Genomic DNA, 23,631 nt, shown 5'->3' with positions numbered 1-23,631 from the left:
GGCGCGAATCACTGCGTCCGGGCGAGCTCGGCGATCGCGTTGACGCGTCGAGTCGCGGTCGCGATCTCGTCCGCGAACTCCTTGCGGCGCTTGGCGATGTTCTCCCGGTCGGCGCCGTCGACCAGCTCGCGATGGCGCGCCAGCCGCAGCGCGGTCTTGAAGAGCTCACTGCTTGCCCACGTCGAGACATTCGGCGAGGAACGCGTTTTCGTCGAGCGACTCCTCTTCAAGGGCGGCCAGCCGGTCGGCGACGATGTGGTAGGCGTCCAGGAACGGCCGCAGCACCAGGTGCGCCAGCAGTAGATCGGCCGACTTCAGCAGCCCCCGCACGTCAGCGGCGGCAGCGGGCTTGCTGGTGTCCTCCACCGGTCCGATCAGCCGCACTTCGTCGGCCAGCTCCTTCTCGAACTGGGCACGGCCGGAGAACAGGAACTCGAACTTCAGCAACTCACGCAAGCTCAACGCCTCGTCGCGCACCGTCACCGGCGAAACCATGCCGTCGGCGGACTTCTCCGCGCCTTCGACGGCGGCCAGCAAGGCCGTTTCGGCGATGGCGCGATCGACCAAGATGTGGATCGCGGTATTGCGGTAGAACGCCGCGACCAGGTGCTGATCCTCGCCGATCCCCCACACCGCTTCGGTGCCGGCTTCGTACACGCTGACCACGCCGGAGGCCACGAGCTGGTGCAACGTCCACCGAATCGTGGAGCGATTGGTCAGGTCCGCGGCACCGGCGACCGCCCAGTTTCGCGCCGTGATGTAGCTGGCCAACGGTTGCACGGTGGCCAGCACCTCGCTGATCGACAACGACCGATCCGCACCCAGCAACGCCAGATTCACCACCGCGGTGGGAGTGACCGCTGTCGCGCGGTTGATCCGGTGTTCGACGTCCAAGGCGATGCGTTCGATCTCGGTCCCGGTCCCCACTTCGTCGCCGCGCATCTCCTCGAGACGTTTGCGCAGCGGCAGCGGCTCGCCGAAGTCGAGGTAAGCCCGACCGAGCCGCTTGCCCTGCTGGCGGGCCAGGCCGACCAGGAAGCGAAGGTCTTCGGGCCGTTTCACCGCGCCGTAGGCTTCGGTGGTCATCGCCTCGACCTCGTGCAGCTGGTCGTACACGATCGAGGTCGGCACCAAATACACTTCGGGGCCGTCGATTTCGTCGACGGCGTCGGTGAGGTAGCACAAGATGCCGAACACCGGAGGTCTCAGCTTGCCGGTTCGGGTCCGGCCACCTTCGATCGACCAGGTGAGGTTGGTGTGGTCTTGTACCAGCGCGGCAGTGTAGGCGCGCAACACGAACCGGTACACGGGAATGTCCTTGGTCTGACGCCGAATGAAGATCGTCCCGGTGCGCTTGGCAAAGCCGCCCATCGGGAAGAAGTTCAAGTTGGCCCCGCCGAACGTAAACGCCGCCGAAAGCCGGTTGGCCAAGATCATCTCCGGCAGCAGCATGCCGTCCAAGTACGACCGGTGCGAAAAGGCGAAAGCCAGCGTCGCTTTGCGATCCAGCGTGCGCAGCTGCGCAATCTGGTCCTCGTCGACCAGCACGTCGTAGGCCCGCATCAGCCAGCGGCTGAACCCGCGCCAGCCGTGCACCGCCCGCTCGTCCAGCGAGGCCGCCATCTCGCGCAGATACCCCGCCGCCTCGGCGCGCACGTCGCCGGCGTCGCGGCCCAGCTCGTCGGCCAGCTTGGCCAGCCGCTCGTCGTACCACGGTGCACCCAGCAATTGAGCTACGGCGGGCGGGTCGGTCGATAGTGGTGTCACTGATTCTTCGATAATTCCGCCGCGCTGCAACATCTTTCGCACCCCAACGCCGCCGAGTTCACGCGCTGTCGCGAGCCGCCCCCCGGTCACGCCGCTCGCACCGTTCTCGTCATTCATGTTCTCCTTCAGGTGTCGCCGGGTGGCGGAACCGGCATGTCACCAGCTGCGCGTGGTCCACATCCCCTCGGTGAGCGTACGTCCGTTGTCGGTGGCCACGGAACACAATTCGCGTATTCGCGCACCTCTCCGACAAGCCGGCCGGTGTGCGCCTAGTACGTTCGGATCATGCGTCCCCGACCCGGTAGGAACGCGAGTGGCCTCACGCCGCTCGAAGAGACCGCGTTGCTGACCCAATACGCCCGAGCGCTGGACAGTCAATGGGCCCAGCCGATTCTCGGCGACACGCTCGCCGCCGAAATCGTCGCAAAGATCGACTACGACTTCGCAGGTCTCGGCGTTCCCGCGAGCGTGGTGTGCCAGACCGCGCTGCGCGCCAAGATGCTGGACGAAAGGGTGCGCGCATTCACCGCCGAGCATCCGGACGCCGTCGTCGTCGACCTGGGCGCCGGCCTGGATTCGGGTCCATTTCGGGTGTGCCCGCCCGACACCGTCGACTGGTACAGCGTCGACCTGCCGGGTGTCAGCGCTCTGCGCCGCCAGCTGATGCCGACCAGCCCGCGAGCCCATGTGGTGACCGCATCGATGGCCGATCAGAGCTGGCCCAACACCATTCCCGCCAATCGGCCCGTGATGGTGATCGCCGACGGACTCTTCGCGTTTTTGTCCGAACCGGTGCTGATCGGCGTCTTTCGACGCGTCACCACGTATTTCACATCCGGTGAACTGGCCTTCAACGACTACGGCCGGATCGGCCGGTTCACCCGGCTCACGGTCAAGCTGGCCCCGCAGCGGATGTTCAGCAGTGTCGGCGCCCAATGGGGCTACCTGGGGTTCGACGATCCCCGAGTGCCCGAAAAATGGAATCCGCTGTTGAAGCTGGTCGAAGAGGCCAGCCTGGCACACGCTCCCGAGGTTGAGCTGTTTCCGGGCTGGATTCGCCTCGCTACCAAGGTTTCCGGGATGTTCGAGGCGTCCGCCCGCAAAGCCCGGATCTTGCGCTACCAGTTCTAGGCCGGGTGGATGCCGCACGTGCAGGCGTCGATGGACGGGCAGGTGCAGCTCATCCCCCACTCGATGACGGCCCGCGCCCGGGCCAGTGCCGCCATCTGGGTGTCGATCTCGGCGAGTTTGGCCTCGGCGAGCGCGCGGCTGGCGGGACGGCCCGGCGCCTCGTCGGCGAACAGCAGCTGGATTTCTTCCAGCGCGAATCCCGCGGATTTGCACAGCTGGATCACCTCGAGGCGGGCCAGGACCGAGCTGTCGTAGCGGCGCCGGCCGCCCAGGCGCGCGGGCGGCGGCAACAGCCCGATCTGCTCGTAATAGCGCAGCGTGGTCGCGGCCACTCCGGCTTCGCGCGCGACCTCTCCGATCGTGAGCGGCATCGGTCCTCCCAGCGTTTCGATGCTTGACTTAGAGTCAACTCTAAGTCGTCTACTGGGAACATGCACACTCTCCAGCAGCTCACCGATGCCCGCTACGCCCTGCTCCGATCGTTTCGGCGCGACGGCACACCCGCCGACACCCCGATCTGGTTCGCGATGGACGGCGACGCGTTGGTGTTCCGGACCAAGATCGGCCCCAAGACCAAGCGGCTGGCCGCCCGGCCCGACATCGAACTGCGGGCGTGCGATTACCGGGGCCGGGTGCGAAAGGATGCCGCGCCGATGGCCGGGCGTGCCGCGTTGCTGTCGGGCGCCGACGCCGAACGCGGCAACCGCCTGCTGCACGAACGCTACGGCTGGCAGTGGAACATCGTGCCGCTACTGAAGATTCCTGGTGTGACCAACGTCCACCGCGATCTCGCACTGCGGGAGAAGCTGCGCCGGGCGCGTGACCGCGGGGTGTGGGCCGACAGCGCAATCGTGCGGGTCGACCTTGCTTAGCGATCTTAACTGCCAAGGCAGCCCGGGCCGAGCAGTTCCTTGAGGTCCCCCATCAACGCCGGCGACGGTGTCACCCGCAGCGACTGATCCAGCTCCAGCGTGGTGATCCGGTCGCCGCTGATCAGCCGCAGGTGCACCTGCGAGGTTCCCGGATGGCGCGCCAACACCTGCTTGAGCGCACTCACCTTGTCGATCGTGCACTGCCGGGTGGGCAGGCTGACCGCCAGCGGCCGGTTCGGCTGAGCGTTGGAAAAGTCCGGCACCACAAGCTCATTGGCGATCAGCGAGATTCGGTCGTCACGGATCGCAACCTTGGCATTGACCAGCACCACCGCGTCGTCGGCGATGTCGGCACCGAAGGCCGTGTACGCATGCGGGAAGAACATCACCTCGATACCACCGGTGAGGTCTTCCAGTTGGGCTGATGCCCAAGGCATTCCGTTCTTGTTGACCCGCCGGTTCACCGAGGCCAGAATGCCGCCGACCCGCACCTGGGTCTCGTTGGCGACGTCGCCGTCGAGGATCGCGGGTATCTGAGTGTCGACCTGTGCGGACAACAGGTGCGCCACACCATTGAGTGGATGCCCGGACACGTAGAGCCCCAGCATCTCCCGCTCCAGGGCGAGCTTGTGTTTGTCTTCCCACTCATCCTCGGGCACCCGGATGGTGAACACGTCCTCGGCACCGGCGTCACCGCCACCGAACAGGTCGAATTGTCCTATCGCCTCGGCCTTCTTGGTGCCCAGCACCGAGTCGACCGCGTCGGTGTGCACCAGGAACAGGCCCTTGCGGGGATGCCCCAGTGAATCGAACGCGCCCGCCTTAATCAGCGATTCAGTGACCTTCTTGTTGCACGCCGAGATGTCGATCTTGTTCAGGTAGTCCGAGAAATCGGTGAATTTGCTTTTCTCGCTGCGGGTTTTGATCAGCGAGCCCACCACGTTAGCGCCGACGTTGCGCACCGCGCCCAGGCCAAAGCGGATGTCCTTGCCGACCGACGCGAAGTTCACCAGAGACTCGTTGACGTCCGGCGGCAGCACCGTGATGCCGAGCTTGCGGCAGTCCGCCAGGTAGACCGCGGCCTTGTCCTTGTCGTCGCCCACCGACGTCAACAGCCCGGCCATGTACTCGGCCGGATAGTTGGCCTTCAAGTACGCGGTCCAGTAGGAGACCAGGCCGTAGCCGGCGGCATGCGACTTGTTGAACGCATACCCGGCGAACGGAAGAATGGTGTCCCACAACGCTTTCACCGCGCGCTCCGAGAAACCGTTGGCGGTCATGCCGTCGTAGAAGCCCTTGTACTCCGCCTCCAGCACCTCGAGCTTCTTCTTGCCCATCGCCTTACGCAGCGCATCGGCCTTGCCCATCGTGTACGAGGCCACCTTCTGGGCGATGAACATGATCTGTTCTTGGTAGACGATCAGACCGTGAGTCTCGGCGAGGATTTCGCGCAGCGGTTCCTCGAGCTCCGGGTGAATCGGCTTGACCGGCTGGCGGGCGTTTTTGCGGTCGGCATAGTCGTTGTGGGCGTTCATGCCCATCGGCCCCGGCCGGTACAGCGCCAGCACGGCGACGATGTCGTTGAACTCGGTGGGCTGCATCCGGCGCAGCAGATCGCGCATCGGCCCGCCGTCGAGCTGGAACACACCCAGAGTCTCGCCGCGACCCAGCAGCTCGTAGGTGAGCTTGTCATCAAGCGCCACGGATTCGAGGTCGAGGTCAATTCCCCTGTTGGCCTTGATGTTTTCCAGCGCGTCACCGATGATCGTCAGGTTGCGCAGGCCCAGGAAGTCCATCTTCAGCAGGCCGATGGCCTCACACGAAGGGTAATCCCAGCCGGTGATGATGGCGCCGTCCTGCGGCCGCTTCCACAGTGGGATGGCCTCGGTCAGTGGCTCGCTGCTCATGATCACCGCGCACGCGTGCACGCCGGCGTTGCGGATCAGGCCTTCCAGGCCGCGCGCCGTCTGGTAGATGGTGCGCACGTCCGGGTCGGTTTCGATCAGGCTGCGAACCTCGGACGCTTCCTTGAACCGCTCATGATTGGGATCGGTGATGCCAGACAGCGGGATGTCCTTGGCCATGATCGCCGGCGGCAGCGCTTTGGTGATCCGGTCGGCGATCGCGAACCCGGGCTGCCCGTAGTGGATCCGCGCTGAATCCTTAAGGGCCGCTTTCGTTTTAATCGTGCCGAAGGTAATGACCTGAGCAACGCGATCGGAGCCCCATTTGTCGGCGGCGTAGCGCACCATCTCGCCGCGGCGACGGTCGTCGAAGTCGATATCGATATCGGGTGCCGACGGACGCTCGGGGTTGAGGAAGCGCTCGAACAGCAGACCGTGCGGAATGGGATCGATGTTGGTGATACCCATCGCGTAGGCCACCAGCGAGCCCGCCGCCGAACCACGCCCCGGCCCGACCCGGATGTCGACCGAGCGCGCGTAGTTGATCAGGTCGGCGACGATCAAGAAGTACGCCGGGAAGCCCTTGTCGCAGATGACCTTGATCTCGTATTCGGCCCGGTCGAGGTAATCCTGTCCGACACCGGAGGGAAACCGTCGCTGTAGCCCCGCCATCACCTCGTGGTGCAGCCAGGTTCCCTGGTCGTGCCCTTCGGGCACCGGGAACACCGGCATCCGGTCGCGCGGCGCCCATACGTCGGCGTAGGACTGCACCCGCTCGGCAATCAGCAGGGTGGAATCGCAGGCGCCGGGCACCTCGTCGTCCCAGATCTTGCGCATGTCGGCGGCCGACTTCAGGTAGTAGCCGTCGCCGTCGAATTTGAACCGGTTCGGATCCGACAGCGTCTTACCGGTCTGCACGCACAGCAGCGCCTCGTGGTTGTGGGAGGCGTCGCGGGTGACGTAGTGGCAGTCGTTGGTGGCCAGCGGCGGGATGCCGAGCTTGCGGCCGATCTCGAGCAGGCCCTCGCGGACCCGCGTCTCGATGGACAGGCCGTGGTCCATCAGCTCCAGGAAAAAGTTGTCGGCGCCGAAGATCTCACGCCACTTCGCGGCCGCCTCCAGCGCCTCGCGCTCATGCCCCAGCCGAAGCCGGGTCTGCACCTCACCCGACGGGCAGCCGGTGGTGGCGATGATGCCCTCGGAGTTTTCGGCGATAAGCTCGGCGTCCATCCGCGACCACTTGCCGAGCTGGCCTTCGAACGACGCGAAGGAGGACAGCTTGAACAGGTTGCGCAGCCCAGCGGCGTTCTCGGCCACCATCGTCATGTGCGTGTAGGACCCGCTGCCCGACACATCGTCGGACTTCTGGCCCGGGTCGCCCCACAGGATTCGCTTGGTGTCGAAGCGCGAGGCCGGCGCGATGTAGGCCTCGACGCCGATGATCGGCTTGATCCCGATCTTGGTCGCCTCGTTGTAGAACTCGCTGGCGCCGAACATGTTTCCGTGGTCGGTCATCCCGACCGCGGGCATCTCCAGCCGCTGCACCTCGGCGAGCATCGGCGTGATCTTCGCGGCACCATCCAACATCGAGTACTCGGTGTGGTTATGCAGGTGCACGAAGGAGGATTGATTCATAGGGACGCCAGTCTATGACTGAGTGCCGACGCTTCCTCGGCGTGTCGCAGGGCGAGTCTCGAGCCGTTTACCCGTACAGCTCGACGAAGTTCTTCAGCGACTTCTCGACATCGCCTTTGACGGCGCGCGCCGCCGCCGATCCGACGGGCCCGAACAACGCCCGACCGCCCAGTTCAAGGCGCAAACCGAGGGTCGACCCGTCGCCGGTGGGCTGCACCGTCAGGGTGACGCCGTATTTGGCTCCGCCCTTGCCCGAGCCCGACATCGCGACCTCGCGCGGCGGGTCCCATTTGGTCACCGTCCAGGTCACCCGGTTGCGCATGCCCTTGGCGCGCGCCACGCCGATGATCTGGGTGCCCTCGGCGATCTCGTCGGGCAGGTCGCTGCGCCACCCCTCGTGCATCGTCAGCCAGTCCCCCAGGTCCGCCAGATCGGCGACGTGGTCCCACATGTCCTGCGGGGACATCGGAACGTCGGCGTTGAGCTCCACAGCGGCCATCAGGCAAACCTAGCCCGCGGCCGGCTGCTTGAGTGTGCATTCGGGGCGCCATGGATGCACACTCGTCGCCCTGGATGCACACTCGCCGGCCAGGGTGCCGCCGAGCGAGACACCGCTAGTGGCTGGGGCCGCCACGGAATCGGTTGCCGATGCGGATCGCCGGCAGCAGCAGGCTACGTGGTGTGTACCTGCCGCCGTTGCTGACGACCTTGGGCACGACGCCGGGAACGACGGTGCGCTTGCCGCCCAGCATCCCGCCGATGGCGGCTTCGGCGACGTCTGCGGGCGAGACTTGCGCCATGGGCACGCTGAACCGCTTGGCGTTGGCGATCTCGGCCCACTCGGTGGGTACCGGGCCCGGGCACAGCGCGGTTACCGACACCCCCGTCCCGTGTAGCTCCTCGTGCACGGCTTCGGAGAATGTCTGCACAAACGCCTTGGTCGCCGAGTACACCGCCATGAACGGAAGCGGCTGAAACGCGGCGATCGACGCGATGTTCATCACCGCCCCCGCGCCCCGCTCGACCATGCCGGGCAGTGCCGCGTGGGTGAGTTCCATCAACACCAGCGCGTTGAGCGTGACCTCTTCGCTCTCGCGCTCGACCGGCAACTCGTGAAAGACCCCGCTGGTGCCGAAGCCGGCGCTGTTGCACAGGCCGGCCATCGGTTCGGTGCGCAGCCGATCGGCCAATTTCGCGCGCGCCTTGGTGTCGCTGAGGTCCAGCGGCATGACCTCAACGGCGACCGAGTGTTCCTCGCTCACCTGGTTGGCGATCTCGTCGAGACGCTCGCGCCGCCGCGCGACCAGCAGTAGCGGGAAGCCGCGCCGGGCCAGGCCGCTGGCCAGCTCGGCACCGATGCCCGAGGAGGCCCCAGTGATGACAACCGTCGTCTGATTACCGGCTTTAGGAAGGCTCATGACGTCACCAATGAATTCCGCGAGTTGCCTGCACGAACGTCTCACTTCGTCTGTCGAATTGCGATGGGTCAGTAGAGGATTCACTGCCCTTGGCAGCATGGGAGTCGTCGAACATGCCGAAGGCCCGGTTACGCACGCGATCCATCACATTCGGGTTGACGGCATCGGCGACGGCGGCGAATTGCCCGAACGGTGAACTGGCCCGCCGCGGCCGGTGCACGATCGCGTCGGTAATCACCCCCGCCGCCTGATCCGGCGTCAGCGCTGGGAACTTGTCGTACATCTTGGTCGGGCTGATCATCGGGGTCCGCACCAGCGCCATGTGCACCGTGGTGAATCGAACATCGTCGGTCACGACTTCGGCTTGCAGTGCGTCGCAAAGACTATCCAGCGCGGCCTTGCTGGCGATGTAGGCGCCGAAACGCGGTGCGCGGGTCTGCACGCCGACGGACGAGACGTTGATCACCTGCCCGAAACCACGCTCGCGCATCCCCGGGATGAACTTGAGGATCAGCTGGACCGCGCCCAGGTAGTTCAGCTGCATGGTCCGCTGATAGTCGTGAATCCGATCGTAGGAAAGCTCCAACGACCGTCGAATGGACCGACCCGCATTGTTGATCAGGATGTCGACGCCGCCAACCTCGTCGAGCGCCTTGTCCGCCATCGCGGCGATGGCGTCCATGTCCGACAGGTCGCACGGGTAGACGTGGGCAACGCCGCCGTCGCTGCGGATCTCGTCGGCGACCTTCTCGAGGTTTTCCGGTGTGCGAGCCACCAACAGCACGATTCCGCCGGCTTGCGCGATTCTCTTCGCGGCGGCCTCCCCGATGCCCGACGAGCCCCCGGTGATCAGCACGGTCCTACCTTGGACGGCATCGCTGAGCGAGCGCCCTTGCACCGCGTCAAGCAGATTCCGCAGATAGAACGGCCGATATCGGCCGGCCGAGTTGGGGGTGTTGATGATGTTGGAGACCACCGCAAATGGCTTTTCCACCAAGTTCGTTAAGTCGCCAAGGTTCATCGGTTGTCGCTCCTGACGGTAAGTGGTGTGACGTGGGTCATACAGCCAACCTAGGGCATCGGCCGACCAGGACCGCAAATCGCCCACCCGCGAACGGCGGCACGGCTCTCACGCGGTGTCCGATGATCTAGCCACCCGTCGGCAATCGGCTTGTTACTTAAGGCAATCCGAGCGTGATCGCGGACTAACTGACGGGCAACGCCGCGATGTTCGGATGGTGGCATGAAACTACGGGCACAGTTCAGCAACTCGGAGCCGGCAACCATCTACGCCCGGATCGGCGGGCATGAGGCGCTCGAAGTCGTCGTCGAAGACTTCTACGTGCGGGTGCTTGCCGACGATCAACTGTCCGGCTTCTTCACCGGAACGAACATGAACCGCCTCAAAGGCAAACAGGTCGAGTTCTTCGCGGCCGCACTCGGCGGCCCGGAGCCCTATACCGGCGCCCCGATGAAGCCGGTGCATCAGGGACGCGGCATCACCATGCACCACTTCAACCTGGTGACCGGGCATTTATCCGACGCACTGGCCGCCGCCGGGGTCTCGCCGAAGACGGTGGTGGAAATCATCAGCGCCATCGCACCACTGGCTCCCCAGATCGTCTCCGGCGAGGCCAGCACCGCCAAGGTCTGAGCCGGGCCACCGGCGAATTTTCCGGCATCCGGGCGTGTCGCGCGTGATTGCCGCGGTGCAGCCGGTAATCAGCAGGTATGAGGCCGATCGCAGTCATCGCCGCGGCACTGCTTGTGGGCGCGTGCAGCTCCACGACCAACCACCCGGTGTCCAGTTCGCCCGGGCCCACCAGCTCCAGTCCCGCTCCGATCGCCGGGGCCCTGGACTGCACCAAACCGGCGAACGCCGCGCAACAGCTGGTCTGCAGCGACCCGCACCTGACCGACCTCGACCACCGGCTGCAGACGGCTTACCAGCAGGCGCAGGCCCGCCCCGGCGCGCATCAATCCGCGCTGACGACCGCGCAGACCAGCTGGGCGACATCCCGCGATAACTGTGCCCGCAACGCCGACGTCCACACCTGTGTGCTGGAGGCCTATCAGACCCGGCTGGTTCAGTTGGCGATCGCCGATCCCGCCACAGTGGCCCCGCCGGTCGTCACCTACCACTGCCCCGCCGACGCCGGCCCGCTGACCGCTCAGTTCTACAACCAGCTCGATCCGCAGACAGCGGTGCTCAACTGGAAAGGGGCGCAGCAGATCCTGTTCCTGCTGCCGTCGGGCAGCGGCGCCAGATATGGGCGGCAGGGTTCGGAATACTGGGAACATCAGGGCGCGGTCACACTTGATTTCAACGGCACCAAGTTCGTCTGCTCGACGTCCTGATGCCCGACAATGCTTAGCGTGGGCCGCACATTTGAAGATCTGATCGCAGAAGCTGATTCGGCATCCGTGGACGGCTGGGACTTCTCCTGGCTGGATGGCCGGGCCACCGAGCAGCGACCGTCATGGGGCTACCAACAGCTGATCAGCCGACATTTCGCGGCAGCTTCGGCCGCGGTGGATCTGCAGACCGGTGGCGGAGAGGTGCTGGCCGGCGCCGGACCTTTCCCGCCCACCATGGCGGCGGTCGAGTCGTGGCCACCGAACGTCTCGCTGGCGACCAAGCTGCTACATCCCCGCGGTGTGGTTGTGGTGGCCACGCCGGACGAGTCGCTGCTGCCGTTCGCTGACGAGGCCTTCGACCTGGTGACCAGCCGGCATCCGCACACCGTGTGGTGGTCCGAGATCGCCCGGGTGTTGCGCCCCGGCGGCACCTACGTGGGCCAACACATCGGACCCGCGACGGCGGCGGAGTTAGTCGAGTACTTCATCGGACCGCAGCCCGAGGCATGGGCTCTCCGGCACCCGGACAACGAAAGCGCGGCGGCGCGGGCAGCCGGACTGGAGGTCGTCGGTATGCGTCTCGAGCGGCTGCGCCAGGAGTATTTCGACATCGGCGCCGTTGTCTACTTCCTGCGCAAGGTGATCTGGACGGTGCCGGACTTCACGGTTCAGCGCTATCGCGATCGGCTGCGGGAGCTGCACGACCGCATCGAATCCGACGGGCCCTTCGTCGCACACGCCGCTCGGGTTCTCGTCGAAGCCCGCAAGCCCGGCTGATCACCCCTCGTCGCGCAACACACCCAACGCGTGCTCCAGGTCGGCCGGGTACGGGCTGACGAACTCCACCCAGCGTCCGTCGGCCGGATGGGCGAACCCCAGCGACCGTGCGTGCAGCCATTGACGTTCCAGGCCAAGCCTTTTCGCGAGCTTCGGGTCGGCCCCGTAGACCAGGTCCCCACAGCACGGATGGTGCAATGCGGCGAAATGCACCCGAATCTGGTGGGTGCGACCGGTTTCCAGATGTACATCGAGCAGGCTAGCGGCGACGAACGCCTCCACCGCGTCGTAGTGGGTGATGCTGTGGCGGCCACCCTGGGTGACCGCGAACTTCCACTCCCCGCCCCGGTGCCGCCCGATCGGCGCGTCGATCGTCCCGCTGGACGGGTCCGGATGTCCTTGCACCAGAGCGTGATAGCGCTTGTCGACGGTGCGCTGTTTGAACGCCCGCTTGAGCAGGGTGTAGGCGCGCTCGGAGATCGCGACCACCATCACCCCCGAGGTACCGACGTCGAGGCGATGCACGATGCCTTGGCGCTCGTGCACACCCGATGTGGTGATCCGGTAACCCGCGGCGGCCAGGCCGCCGAGCACCGTGGGCCCGCTCCAGCCCACCGAGGCGTGCGCGGCTACCGCCGGCGGCTTGTCGACCACGACGATGTCGTCGTCGGAGTACAGGATTGTCATGCCCTCGATTTCGACCGGGGTGTTCTCCGGCGGCGCCGGCGCCTCGGGCAACCGCACCTCCAGCCAGGCGCCTGGTGTCAGCCGGTCGGACTTTCCGGCCTGCACACCGTCCAGCTCGACGCCGCCATCTTCGGCGATCGCCGCCACGGCGCTGCGTGACAGGCCCAGCAGGCGGGACAGTCCGGCATCAACACGCATGCCCGCCAGTCCCTCCGGAACGGGCATCGAGCGGTCGGTCATTCGGTTTGGTCGGCCTTGCCCCGGCCCCCGGATGTCGCGTCGGCCTTACGCCGACCCACATTGTCGAAGTCGAAGCCGAAAACGGAGAGCACGACGAGCAGGATCGCACCGCCAACCACCGACGGGTCGGCAACGTTGAACACCGGCCACCAGCCGACCGACAAAAAGTCCACGACATGGCCGCGCAACGGCCCCGGCGCGCGGAAGAAGCGATCGACGAGGTTGCCCATGGCGCCACCGAGGATCATGCCGAGGCCCACCGCCCACCACGGTGACACCAGCCGCCGTCCCATCCAGAAGATGCCAATCACCACACAGGTCGCGATCAGCGTCAGCATCCAGGTGTATCCGGTCGCCATCGAGAAGGCGGCCCCCGAATTGCGCACCAAAGTCCAGGTCACGGTGTCGCCGACGATCGACACCGGCTGCCCGGGCGGCAGCAGTCTGACGGCGAGCACCTTGGTCACGACGTCGAGCGCCAGCACGACGGCCGCGACCGACAGCAGCAGGCGTAACCGCCTCGGAGCTGGCTGCGGCGCAGGGGTTTCGGGCTCTTTCACTTCCCCGGACGTTGCAGCCTCCCCCGCTGACGTCACCGGCTCAGCCGATCCTGTTGGTTCTTCGGGCACTTCCCTATCATCCCCTAGCGCTCGGCTTGCTCGGGTGCGGCCTGGTCGCCACGGCCCATGCGCAATGATTCGACTATGGGTCGCATTACCGTCATCACCACCGGTGGCACGATTTCGACCAACACCGGCGCCGACGGCGTGCGCCGTCCCAGCCGCAGCGGAACAGACCTGACCTCCGGTCTCGGTGTCGACGTCGTCGACCTGATGGCGGTGGACAGCTCGGAGCTGACGGTCCCCGACTGGGACCGGATCAGCGGCGCCGTGCGGGCCGCCGTCGACGACGGCGCTCAGGGCGTGGTCGTTGCGCACGGCACCGACACCATGGAGGAAAGCGCCCTGTGGCTCGACCTCACCTATGCGGGCAACGCCCCGGTCGTGCTGACCGGTGCCATGCGCAGCGCCGATGCGCCCGACGCCGACGGCCCGGCCAATCTGCGTGACGCGGTGGCGGTGGCGAACAGCCCGGCCGCAGCTGGCCTCGGCGTGCTGGTGTTGTTCGCCGGCCGGGTGCTGCAACCATTGGGCGTGCACAAGGCAGCTACCCAGGATCTGAGCGGCTTCGCCGGCGAGTTGGTCGGCACGACGACCGGCGGCGTGGCGCTGACCAGCGCCAAGATCCGCCCCTACCTGGGCGAGCTGCGGGCTGGCGACGCACCGCGGGTCGACATCGTCGCGGCCTACCTGGGCAGTGATTCGGTGGCCCTGGACGCCTGTGTGGCCGCCGGGGCGCGAGCCGTAGTGCTAGAGGCGTTGGGCTCAGGCAATGCCGGGGCCGCGGTGGTCGACGGCGTCCGCCGGCATTGCGCCGACGGCATCGTCGTCGGGGTGTCCACCCGGGTTCCCGGCGGCGGGGTCAGCGCGGGCTATGGTCCCGGTCACGACCTGGTCGAAGCCGGCGCCGTGATGGTGCCGCGGCTGCGCCCGCCGCAGGCCCGGGTGCTGCTGATGGCCGCGCTCGCCGCGCGGTTACCGGTCGGCGATGTCATCGCCCGCTGGGGCTGACGCGTCGGCGGGCTCCTCGGCGCGCAGCGCGCCCAGGTAGTCCGGCCAGTCCAGGGAGTCGACCGGATTGGCGCCGACCAGGCCGGCGGTGCCGGCGGGGAATGTCTTGGCCTGGCCCGGCCCGCTGCTTCGGGTTTCGAATCGCACGGTGACCACGCCGTGACCGGCGCCCTGCACCCAGCCGTGCCCAAGCTCGCGGTGCTCGACATCGTCGCCCACCCGCCACGGCGAGGCTTCGGCAGCCGGCGCGAACACGGCCTCGGTCGCGGTTTCTGTTGCCGCTTCGAAGGAGTGCGCAGCCTCCGTCTCCGGCGCCGCCAGCTCCAGATCCGGAAACAGCGACTCCTGGCGGACGTCGCTCAAGCCGGAAAACCCGACGCCGAGTAGACGAATGGGCCCGATCTCGCGCGGATCGAGCAGCAGTCGCCGCGCCACCGCGATCAGCGAGGCGGCCTCGGCTGTCGCGTAGGGCAAGGTCGCCGAGCGGGTCAGCGTGCTCATGTCGGACTTCTTCAGCTTCACCGTGACGGTGCGCGCGCCGCGGCCGTCGCGCACCAGGCGTTGGTGCGCATGCTCGGCGATCGGATCGATCGCGTTGTGCAGCTGCTCCAGGCTGGTCAGGTCGACGGCGAAGGTGGATTCGGCGCTGATCTGCTTGGCTTCGGCACGCTCGGCGACGGGGCGATCGTCGATGCCGCGCGCCAACCGGTGCAGCGCCGGCCCGACCGTCGCACCCAGGATATTGGCCACCTCCGCATCGGTCAGCGCGGCCAGCTGCCCGATCGTCTCGATGCCAAGCCGGTTCAGCTTCTCCTCGGCCACCGGGCCGATTCCCCACAGCCGCCGCACCGCCAGCCCGTCGAGCAGCAACCGTTCCTCGGCGCGCCGCACCACCCGGATACCGTCGGGCTTGGCCAGCCCCGACGCGATCTTGGCGATCTGCTTGCCCGAGCCCGCCCCCACGGACGCGACCAACCCGGTCTCGTCGCGCACCCGTCGCCGCAACCCTTCGCAGAACTCCTCGACATCGTGCGCCGACGCCCCGGCGAGCTGCGAGGGCTCCCCGAACGCCTCGTCGAAGGACAACTGCTCGACGACGGGCACCACGCCGCGCACGGCATCGAACACCCGCCGGCTGGCGATCCCGTACACCACGCCGCGCGGCGGCAACACCACCGCAGTCACGCCGATCATCCGGCGGGCCTGATGCATCGGCATGGCCGACCGCGCCCCGAACACACGCGCCTCATAGCTCGCCCCGGCCACCACCCCGCGGCCGCCCAGCCCGCCGACCAGCACCGGCCGGCCTCGCAGGGTCGGCCGGGTCAGCTGCTCAACGGAGGCGAAGAACGCGTCCATATCCAGGTGCAGCACCCAACGGGACTCCACAAGACCGATGCTATGGGGCTAACGTTTTCCACATGGCCATGAACCTCGCGCACCGACGGATCTGCAGCTCGGACCGCTGGGCTAAAGCAGTCGAAGACGACCTGCTGCCGTGGGCGCTGGCCGAGGTAGACCTCGGCGACAACACTCTGGAAATCGGGCCCGGCTACGGCGCGATCCTAAGGGTGTTGGTCGACAAGACGCCGAAGCTGACCTCGGTCGAGATCGATACCCCGATGGCGCAGCGACTGCAGCGGCTGTACGGCGACCGGGCGCGAATCATCAACGGCGACGCCACCAACACCGGATTGCCCGCCGACGAGTTCAGCTCGGTGGTGTCGTTCACGATGCTGCACCACGTCCCGACCGTCGAACTGCAGGACCGGTTGTTCGCCGAAGCCTTCCGCGTGCTGCGTCCCGGCGGGGTCTTCGCCGGCAGCGACAGCGTGACATCGCTTCGCTTCCGGATTCTGCATTTCCGCGACACCTGTAACACCGTTTCGCCGGACACCCTGCCGGATCGCTTGCGCGCGGCTGGATTTAGCGATGTCGAGGTCGAGGTTCGCGATGGCAGGCTGCGCTGGCGCGCGGTCAAAGCCTAGTGGCGATGTATTCCCCGATATCGCGCACGCGGGCATTCGTACCGCTGACATGCAGACAGTCCGGGATCCGCAACGATGCTTCCTCAGCTACCGGACCCTACCGCTTTTCGTGATCCGAACGACACGATCTTTGGCCGGAGAAGCTGCCGGATCGCTTGCAGTCAGCGGGTTTTCGTACTGAAGCTGGCAACGGCAGGCATGGCCGGCACGCTGTCCAGGAGTACAACTGAAGACATGCCCCCTGTGTCGACTGAACCCTCGCCCTCTTCCGACCGGCAGCCGCACCTCCTCCGCGATATCGCAGAGTCCTTCGGAGTGGACGCCGATCGCTACGACCGGGTCAGGCCCCGGTATCCCGATGCCCTGATACAACGCATCATCGCCGCAAGCCCCGGCGCCGAATTCCTGGATGTGGGCTGCGGTACCGGCATCGGAGCGCGGCAGTACACGGCAGCCGGCATCACGGTACTCGGCGTCGACCCGGACACCCGGATGGCCGAGGTGGCCAGGCGGACCGGGATCGAAGTCGAGATCGGCAACTTCGAAACCTGGGACGCGGGCGGCCGGTCCTTCGACGCGGTCGTCGCCGGGCAGGCCTGGCACTGGGTGGACCCGGTGCGCGGCGCCGGCAAGGCCGCACAGGTGCTGCGGCCACACGGCTTGTTGGCGGCGTACTGGCATGTCTTCGACCCACCCAGCGAGGTCGGCGGCGCCTTCGACGATGCATTTCGGCGGGTGGCCCCCGACGCGCCACCGCAGACCCCTGGTGTGGAACTTCAAGAGGCGAACCTGAACAGGGCTACCGACGGCATCCGAACTGCCGGCGGTTTCGCCGAACCCGAGCATTGGCGTTTCGACTGGCAACGGGGGTACACGCACGATGAATGGCTGGACCATCTGGCCACCACCGGCCAGCTCACCCTGCTCGGGCACGACCAGGTGGCAGCGGTGCGAGATGCCGTCGGAACCGCAATCGACTCGCTCGGCGGCGGCTTCACGATGCAATACGTCACCCTGGCAGTCGCGGCGACGCTCGCCTAAGCCTTAACGATCGCCACCCGCACGCCGTCGCCGATCTCGGCTGGGTCTGCGGGATCGCCGAATTCGAAGCTGGTGGCCAGGATTTCACCGGCGATCAGGTCGCGGTGAGCGCGCGCCCACTCGGACCGTTCGGCGGGTACGGCCATCACCACCCGGATGCGATCCGAGACGTCCAGGCCCGTCGACTTACGCAACTCCTGCAGCTCGCGGATCCGGTCCTTGGCCCAACCCTCGGCCTCCAGCTCCGGGGTCACCGTGCCGTCCAGCACCACCAGGCCGGCGCCGGCGGGCAGTGCCGCGGTGAATTCCGGATCGGCGGCCACCAGCCGCGAGCTGTACTCCTCGGGTTTCAGCACGGCCGGACCGGCGGTCAGGGTGCCATCCGGGTTGACGACGCCCTGACCGGCCTTGACCGCCTTGATGGCGGCTTGCACGTCCTTGCCCAGCCGCGGCCCGGCCACCCGGGCGTTGACGGTGAGCTCGAAGCGGCCGTAGCTGTCGATCGCGTCAGTCAACTCCACGCTCTTGACGTTGAGCTCGTCGGCGATCAGATCAGTGAACGGGGCAAGCTGCTGCGGATCCTCCACTGCCACCGTCAGTTTCAGCAGCGGCAGGCGAACCCGCAGCTTCTTGGCCTTGCGCAGCGACGACGCGGCCGAGCACACCTCGCGGACCTGGTCCATCGCGGCGACCAGGCCGGGGTCGGAAGGCACCATGCCGGCTTGCGGCCAGTCGGTCAGATGGACCGACCGTTCACCGCTCAGACCGCGCCAGATGATCTCGGTGATCAACGGAAGCAGCGGCGCGCTCAGCCGCGAGGTGACCTCGAGCACGGTGTGCAGGGTGTCGATCGCGTCGTTGTCCTCTTCCCAGAACCGCGAACGAGACCGTCGCACATACCAATTCGTCAGGGCCTCGGTGAACTGGCGCAACTGTTCGCACGCCCCGGAGATGTCGCAGACCTCCAGCGACTCGGTGAGCTCGTCGCGCAGCACCGCGAGCTTCGCCAGAATGTAACGATCCAGTACGTGTGCCGAATCGGTGCGCCAGGTACCAACTTTCGGCGCGTAGAGGGCCAGGAAGCTGTAAGTGTTCCACAGCGGCAGCAGTACCTGTCGCACGCCTTCGCGGATGCCCTGCTCGGTGACGATCAGGTTCCCGCCGCGCAGGATCGGCGAGGCCATCAGGAACCACCGCATCGCGTCGGAGCCGTCGCGGTCGAACACCTCGGAGACGTCCGGATAGTTACGCAGCGACTTGCTCATCTTCTGGCCGTCGGAGCCGAGCACAATACCGTGTGCCACACAGGTTTTGAATGCGGGCCGGTCGAACAGCGCGGTGGCCAATACATGCAGGGTGTAGAACCAGCCTCGGGTCTGCCCGATGTATTCCACGATGAAATCACCCGGGTAGTGAGTGTCGAACCAGTTCGCGTTCTCGAACGGGAAGTGCACCTGGGCGTACGGCATCGAGCCCGAGTCGAACCACACGTCGAGCACGTCGGGGATGCGCCGCATCGTGCTGTTTCCGGTCGGATCGTCGGGGTTGGGCCGGGTGAGCTCGTCGATATAAGGGCGGTGCAAATTGGTGGGCCGCACCCCGAAGTCGCGCTCGAGTTCGTCGAGGCTGCCGTAGACGTCGATGCGTGGATAGGCCGGGTCGTCGGACTTCCAAACCGGAATAGGGGTGCCCCAGTAACGATTTCGCGAAATCGACCAGTCGCGGGCGCCCTGCAGCCACTTGCCGAACTGGCCATCCTTGACGTGCTCTGGGTACCAGGTGATCTCCTGGTTCAGTTCCACCATGCGATCCCGGAATTCGGTGACCGCGACGAACCACGACGACACCGCCCGGTAGATGAGCGGATTGCGGCATCGCCAGCAGTGCGGATAGGGGTGCTCGTAGGTTTCGTGACGAACCAGTACCGGCTGGTTCACCGCGACCGGCCCGCTCTGGTTCTTCAGGTCGCGGATGATGTTCGGGTTCGCGTCAAAGACGTGCTGCCGCTGGTAATCCGGAACCGTAACGTCGAAGCGGCCCTTGGAGTCGACCGGGGTGACCGGCACGATGCCCACCTTGTCGGTGGTCGCCATGTCGTCCTCACCGTAGGCCGGCGCCATGTGCACGATTCCGGTGCCGTCCTCGGTAGTCACGAAGTCGCCCGGCAGCACCTGAAACGCTTCTTCTCTCCCCGGGTCCCCGGCCATGAAATACGGGAACGGGGGCAGGTAGCGGGTGCCCAGCAGGTCGACGCCGAGATGGGTGCCGAGGATTTCGGGTTCTTCGCCGATTTCGCGGGCATAGGCGGCCAGCCGCGCCTCGGCCAGCACGAACCGCCGATCCCCTACCTTCACCTGCGCGTAGGCCACGTCCGGGTTGACGGCAACAGCCAGGTTCGACGGCAGGGTCCACGGTGTCGTGGTCCACACCAGCAGGTAGGCGCCGTCCAGCTCGCCACCGGTCACCTTGAAGCCCACGGTTAGGGCCGGGTCCTGGCGGCTCTGGTACACGTCGTCGTCCATCCGCAATTCGTGATTGGACAACGGGGTTTCGTCGCGCCAGCAGTACGGCAGCACCCGGTAGCCCTCGTAGGCCAGGCCCTTGTCCCACAGCTGTCTGAACGCCCAGAGCACCGACTCCATGTACGGCAGATCAAGCGTCTTGTAGTCGTTGTCGAAGTCGACCCAGCGGGCCTGACGCGTGACGTAAGCCTGCCATTCGCCGGTGTAGCGCAACACTGATTCCTGGCAGGCTTCGTTGAACGCCGCGATGCCCATGTCGTCGATCTGGGACTTGTCGGTGATGCCGAGTTGGCGTTCGACTTCGAGTTCGGCGGGCAGCCCGTGGGTATCCCAGCCGAAGCGGCGGTCCACCTTGTATCCGCGCATCGTGCCGTACCGCGGGACAATGTCTTTCACATAGCCGGTGAGCAGGTGCCCATAATGCGGCAACCCGTTGGCGAACGGCGGCCCGTCATAGAACACATACTCTTCGGCGCCGTCACGCCGTGCGACGCTGGCCCTAAAGGTGTCGTCGCGAGCCCAGTAGTCGAGAACATCGACTTCGAGTGCGGGGAAGTCGGGGGCCCCACCGGCCAGCTTGGGATAAGCCCTGGCGTCAGCGTTTTCGGTCACGGTGCGCGTCGTCTCCTGCGTGCCTACGGTCAGGCCGGGGACGACGACGCGCTACCTGCGCGAGCACCGCGGTACCACCCCGCTTGCCGCGCTCACGCACGGCCGCTCGATAGTGGCTGTGACGGGCCTACCCGTTCGGGTCTACTGGGCCTGGCGGCTGTTCTTCCGAAGGCTCCCCGGTGATGGCCGGATCGGTGCCGTTAGGAAGATTCTACGGACCACTGCAAATCAAGAACTTCCGGCTCCAAGGGGCAAGCTGGCCGGCCAACCGGCCTGCGGTCGACTAGCCCCTTGGAGCCATCGGACTGGGTGCATCCATCCGATCAAGCCCGGACTTCGAGCAGCCCAACACGCAGCAGGGCCGCGTACACGTGACGCACCGGAACGGTCAGCAACAGCGCCACGCCGTCCACCACCGGGTCGTGGCCGATGCCGAACGGCAGCGCGTCGGCGCGCCGCGCGGCCTTCTTGGGTGCGGCAGCCTGCGTGGGGGTCATGTCGGGCACCACGTGCAGGTTGCGGGCGGGTGCTGCGGCTACTACTTCGTCGAACAGTGCTGCGGTCATGATCGTCTCCTGACGGAATCGCAGACGGGTACTGACTGGACTGAGGTGTCCGTCCCGTAGTAGTTCCGATCCGAGAACGCTTGAGCGGCAAGCCGATTAACGTTATGCGGTGACTCAGCCGAGGGCGTCGAGCCGGAGGCCGGATCGGGACGGAACGGAGCCCGGATTTCGCTCCGGACTGCCACTGGAACTCACGAGTCCCTCACCTCCTCTACGGCCGCGACGCGTGCGGTTTACCCACGTCTAGTGCGCGCACCAAAAGGAGTTCAGAATCCGGCGACCGCCAGAAATCCGCACCCCTCTCGTCAGAGCTTTGGCACCACACGACGTGTCCGGAACTTCGGAAGCCACTTTGGCTCAACCCTTAAGCCGGGAGGAGCTGTCCTGACCCGGGGCGTCTTTCGACGTTCGGGGTCAGTGGCCTGTGTTCGTGTAGCCGCCTCACCTAACGAGGTGCTGCTGCCATCCTCCACGAGGGGCCCAATCGGGTCAATCCGTTCCGGCGCGTGTCGGGCAAGTTCTGGGCGTCTTCACAGGTTTCCATCAGCTCTTCCGGTGCTGAACTGCGCAAATGCTATGACCTGAGCGGCTGTGGCATGGTTCACACCCGCGGCACGCTTGGTCGCCGCACGCGAAGCTACATCCATTCCGGAACACCCGGTCGCCTGGTCAATCGTCGGCCAAGTTTTCCAGCCGTCCGATGGTTTCGGCGAACTCCTCGATCATGTCGAGCATGACCTTTCGGGTCGGCCGGACCCGGTCGAGCGAACCGACCACCTGGCCGACGAAATAGGTTGCCAGCTCACGAGCCTTGGCGCCGGGATGAGCGGCCGCCTGGTTGATACGCACCTGAGGTTCGGTCACGAGGGTGGTCTGCAGCGGCATACCAAGAGGCGCCGGGTTTTCGGGCCGCTCCCATTCCTCGGTCCAGGCCGTTCGCAGCATCCGCGCCGGTTTGCCGGTCATCGACCGCGATCGCACCGTGTCCGACGAACTGGCGGCCAGGAACTTCTCCTTGACCACCGGATCCGTCTCGGCCTCCTCGGTGGTCAGCCAGACCGAGCCGCACCACACGCCCTCGGCACCCAGCGCCAGCGCCGCGGCGATCTGGCGGCCGCGGGCGATCCCGCCCGCGGCCAGCACCGGGACCGGTGCGACCGCGTCGACGACTTCGGGAACCAGGACCATGGTCGCCACCTCGCCGGTATGACCGCCCGCCTCGGTGCCCTGCGCAACGATCAGATCGACTCCGGCCGCGGCGTGTCGTCGCGCGTGCGCGGTGGTGCCGGCCAGCGCCGCCACCAACACGTCGTGGCCGTGCGCGCGTTCGACGAGGTCGGCAGGCGGCGGCCCGAGCGCGCTGGCGATCAACCGGATGTCATGGGCAAAGGCGACTTCGAGCAGCGGCTCATACCCCTTGGGCGAGATGTTGAGGCCGCCGGCGGATGCACGCGGCGGTTCGGCCGGCGCGCTGATGCCGTACCGGGCGAGCAAGTCTTCGACGAACGCGCGGTGCTCCTCCGGAAGCAGGTCCCTGACCTGTTTCGCGTCGATGCCGCCTTGCTCGGCGCCGACGTATTTGGGCGGCAGCAGCAGGTCGACCCCGTAGGGCTTGCCGCCGGTCTGCTCCTCGATCCAGGCCAGCTCGCTGCGCAGCCGCTGCGGGCTGTGCGCGACCGCCCCGAGGACGCCGAATCCGCCCGCGTTGGTGACCGCGGCGACGACATCGCGACAGTGGCTGAAGGCGCATATCGGGAACTCCACACCGAGCAGCTCGGCGACTCTGGTCCGCATGTCACGACGCTATGAGTTATTGCCTGACATGGCAATCAACTCGCGGGTGCACACCCGTCGGGCGGCCAGCCCGACACCCCGTCCTCCAACGGGACTTCGAGGCTCTGCAGAATCGACGAGACCATTCGCCACGCGCTGATCGCGGTGACGAGCTCCACGAGAATCGTTTTATCGCTGTGCAATTCACGTTCGCAAGCCGCCCAGCTTTCGGCGCTAACCACGCCGTGGCGCACCACGTCGTCGGTGGCCGCCAGCACCGCACGCTCGGTGGGGCCGAATGCGTCGTGCTGTTGCCAGTCGCGCACGCCGACCAGGTCTTCGGCCGTCACGCCCAACCGGGTCGCGACGCGCCAGTGCTGGGTCCATTCGTATTCGCATGCGGTGAGCCACCCGATCCGCATGATTATCAGTTCCCGCAACCGCGCGTCGAGGGAACCGTGCCACAGCATGGTGGCGAGCAGGTCGTTGACCGCACGCGCGAGCTGCGGATGGTTGAGTAACACCTGGAAGATGCTGAGTTCGGCCATGTAATCGGGAACGGCCGCCTCGTCGGCGGCGGCCTTGGCCTCACCGATCGGCAATCCGGGCACGCGGGCTGATTTCATCGTGTGAACACTCCGGTCTACTGGCGCAACATCTTCGCGTTCACCGGCAATGGTAGCCAGCTGCACGCCAGGCGCCTTGCGGG

General features: G+C 66.5%; 20 protein-coding genes, 1 pseudogene and 1 riboswitch. Of the genes and pseudogenes, 8 read left to right on the top strand and 13 right to left on the bottom strand.

Going from position 1 to position 23,631, the window contains the following annotated elements:
• Positions 1-8 precede the first annotated feature (8 nt).
• Positions 9-1,884: pseudogene (locus DB708_RS14400) on the bottom strand (lysophospholipid acyltransferase).
• Positions 1,885-2,052: 168 nt separating this feature from the next.
• Here DB708_RS14400 and DB708_RS14395 point away from each other — a divergent pair.
• Positions 2,053-2,898, top strand: coding sequence for a class I SAM-dependent methyltransferase (locus DB708_RS14395; RefSeq protein ID WP_108922851.1), 846 nt, complete (start codon positions 2,053-2,055; stop codon positions 2,896-2,898).
• Here the strand turns inward: DB708_RS14395 and DB708_RS14390 are convergent.
• On the bottom strand, positions 2,895-3,269 hold the full coding sequence (locus tag DB708_RS14390) for a MerR family transcriptional regulator (protein ID WP_108922849.1): 375 nt from the start codon (positions 3,267-3,269) through the stop codon (positions 2,895-2,897). The two genes, DB708_RS14395 and DB708_RS14390, sit on opposite strands and share 4 nt — an antisense overlap.
• A 60-nt stretch (positions 3,270-3,329) precedes the next feature.
• Between DB708_RS14390 and DB708_RS14385 the strand changes: the two genes are divergently transcribed.
• Positions 3,330-3,770: a PPOX class F420-dependent oxidoreductase gene (locus DB708_RS14385; RefSeq protein WP_108922847.1), complete on the top strand. Its 441-nt coding sequence runs from the start codon at positions 3,330-3,332 to the stop codon at positions 3,768-3,770.
• A gap of 5 nt (positions 3,771-3,775) precedes the next feature.
• Here the strand turns inward: DB708_RS14385 and dnaE are convergent, their stop codons facing one another.
• The 4 genes from dnaE to DB708_RS14365 form a co-directional block, all read right to left on the bottom strand.
• A complete protein-coding gene (gene dnaE / locus DB708_RS14380) occupies positions 3,776-7,309 on the bottom strand; it encodes a DNA polymerase III subunit alpha (protein WP_108922845.1) in 3,534 nt (1,177 codons plus the stop codon).
• Between the two features lie 67 nt (positions 7,310-7,376).
• Entirely contained in the window at positions 7,377-7,808 is a 432-nt protein-coding gene (locus DB708_RS14375; RefSeq protein WP_108922843.1) for a type II toxin-antitoxin system Rv0910 family toxin, read from the bottom strand.
• A gap of 115 nt (positions 7,809-7,923) precedes the next feature.
• Complete coding sequence (locus DB708_RS14370; protein ID WP_108922841.1) at positions 7,924-8,727, bottom strand: SDR family NAD(P)-dependent oxidoreductase; 804 nt, start codon at positions 8,725-8,727, stop codon at positions 7,924-7,926.
• Between the two features lie 4 nt (positions 8,728-8,731).
• The gene (locus tag DB708_RS14365) at positions 8,732-9,748 is read right to left on the bottom strand and encodes an SDR family NAD(P)-dependent oxidoreductase (protein ID WP_108924235.1); all 1,017 of its coding nucleotides are present in this window, start codon (positions 9,746-9,748) and stop codon (positions 8,732-8,734) included.
• Positions 9,749-9,970: 222 nt separating this feature from the next.
• Here DB708_RS14365 and DB708_RS14360 point away from each other — a divergent pair, with 222 nt between their 5' ends.
• The 3 genes from DB708_RS14360 to DB708_RS14350 all read left to right on the top strand — a co-directional run bounded on the left by DB708_RS14360 (position 9,971) and on the right by DB708_RS14350 (position 11,862).
• A complete protein-coding gene (locus DB708_RS14360; protein WP_108922839.1) occupies positions 9,971-10,381 on the top strand; it encodes a group I truncated hemoglobin in 411 nt (136 codons plus the stop codon).
• Between the two features lie 77 nt (positions 10,382-10,458).
• Positions 10,459-11,085, top strand: a complete 627-nt coding sequence (locus DB708_RS14355) for a lysozyme inhibitor LprI family protein (RefSeq protein ID WP_108922837.1) — start codon at positions 10,459-10,461, stop codon at positions 11,083-11,085.
• A gap of 18 nt (positions 11,086-11,103) precedes the next feature.
• Positions 11,104-11,862 carry a class I SAM-dependent methyltransferase gene (locus DB708_RS14350; protein ID WP_108922835.1) on the top strand — a complete coding sequence of 253 codons (759 nt, stop codon included), beginning with the start codon at positions 11,104-11,106 and terminating at the stop codon, positions 11,860-11,862.
• Here DB708_RS14350 and DB708_RS14345 read toward each other — a convergent pair whose 3' ends face one another.
• Both DB708_RS14345 and lspA read right to left on the bottom strand, forming a co-directional pair.
• Positions 11,863-12,789, bottom strand: a complete 927-nt coding sequence (locus tag DB708_RS14345) for an RluA family pseudouridine synthase (protein WP_108922833.1) — start codon at positions 12,787-12,789, stop codon at positions 11,863-11,865. It lies immediately after the preceding gene.
• Positions 12,786-13,418 carry a signal peptidase II gene (gene lspA, locus DB708_RS14340; protein ID WP_108922831.1) on the bottom strand — a complete coding sequence of 211 codons (633 nt, stop codon included), beginning with the start codon at positions 13,416-13,418 and terminating at the stop codon, positions 12,786-12,788. Before lspA ends, DB708_RS14345 begins: the two co-directional genes overlap by 4 nt.
• 75 nt (positions 13,419-13,493) lie before the next feature.
• On the opposite strand from lspA, the gene DB708_RS14335 reads away from it, so the two are divergent.
• Positions 13,494-14,420: an asparaginase gene (locus DB708_RS14335; protein WP_108922828.1), complete on the top strand. Its 927-nt coding sequence runs from the start codon at positions 13,494-13,496 to the stop codon at positions 14,418-14,420.
• Here the strand turns inward: DB708_RS14335 and DB708_RS14330 are convergent.
• Positions 14,385-15,809 (bottom strand): DNA polymerase IV, encoded by a 1,425-nt coding sequence (locus DB708_RS14330; protein ID WP_108922826.1) that lies wholly within the window; start codon positions 15,807-15,809, stop codon positions 14,385-14,387. The two genes, DB708_RS14335 and DB708_RS14330, sit on opposite strands and share 36 nt — an antisense overlap.
• 32 nt (positions 15,810-15,841) lie before the next feature.
• On the opposite strand from DB708_RS14330, the gene DB708_RS14325 reads away from it, so the two are divergent.
• Complete coding sequence (locus tag DB708_RS14325; RefSeq protein WP_108922825.1) at positions 15,842-16,408, top strand: class I SAM-dependent methyltransferase; 567 nt, start codon at positions 15,842-15,844, stop codon at positions 16,406-16,408.
• A gap of 315 nt (positions 16,409-16,723) precedes the next feature.
• Positions 16,724-17,449: a class I SAM-dependent methyltransferase gene (locus tag DB708_RS14320; protein WP_235616766.1), complete on the top strand. Its 726-nt coding sequence runs from the start codon at positions 16,724-16,726 to the stop codon at positions 17,447-17,449.
• Here the strand turns inward: DB708_RS14320 and ileS are convergent.
• The 4 genes from ileS to DB708_RS14300 all read right to left on the bottom strand — a co-directional run bounded on the left by ileS (position 17,446) and on the right by DB708_RS14300 (position 23,548).
• Positions 17,446-20,583: an isoleucine--tRNA ligase gene (gene ileS, locus DB708_RS14315; RefSeq protein WP_108922821.1), complete on the bottom strand. Its 3,138-nt coding sequence runs from the start codon at positions 20,581-20,583 to the stop codon at positions 17,446-17,448. The genes DB708_RS14320 and ileS overlap by 4 nt on opposite strands.
• Positions 20,584-20,906: 323 nt before the next feature.
• Positions 20,907-21,149, bottom strand: a complete 243-nt coding sequence (locus DB708_RS14310; protein WP_108922819.1) for an Rv1535 family protein — start codon at positions 21,147-21,149, stop codon at positions 20,907-20,909.
• 290 nt (positions 21,150-21,439) lie between these two features.
• A riboswitch (M-box (ykoK) riboswitch) is annotated at positions 21,440-21,609 on the bottom strand.
• A gap of 209 nt (positions 21,610-21,818) precedes the next feature.
• The gene (locus DB708_RS14305; RefSeq protein ID WP_108922817.1) at positions 21,819-22,943 is read right to left on the bottom strand and encodes an NAD(P)H-dependent flavin oxidoreductase; all 1,125 of its coding nucleotides are present in this window, start codon (positions 22,941-22,943) and stop codon (positions 21,819-21,821) included.
• A 35-nt stretch (positions 22,944-22,978) separates the two neighbouring features.
• Positions 22,979-23,548: a carboxymuconolactone decarboxylase family protein gene (locus tag DB708_RS14300; protein ID WP_108924233.1), complete on the bottom strand. Its 570-nt coding sequence runs from the start codon at positions 23,546-23,548 to the stop codon at positions 22,979-22,981.
• Positions 23,549-23,631: the final 83 nt, after the last annotated feature.

Source organism: Mycobacterium montefiorense, from assembly GCF_003112775.1.
Classification (GTDB): domain Bacteria; phylum Actinomycetota; class Actinomycetes; order Mycobacteriales; family Mycobacteriaceae; genus Mycobacterium; species Mycobacterium montefiorense.
Note: the sequence above shows the minus strand (reverse complement) of the source record. Positions and strands in the feature narration are given on the sequence as shown.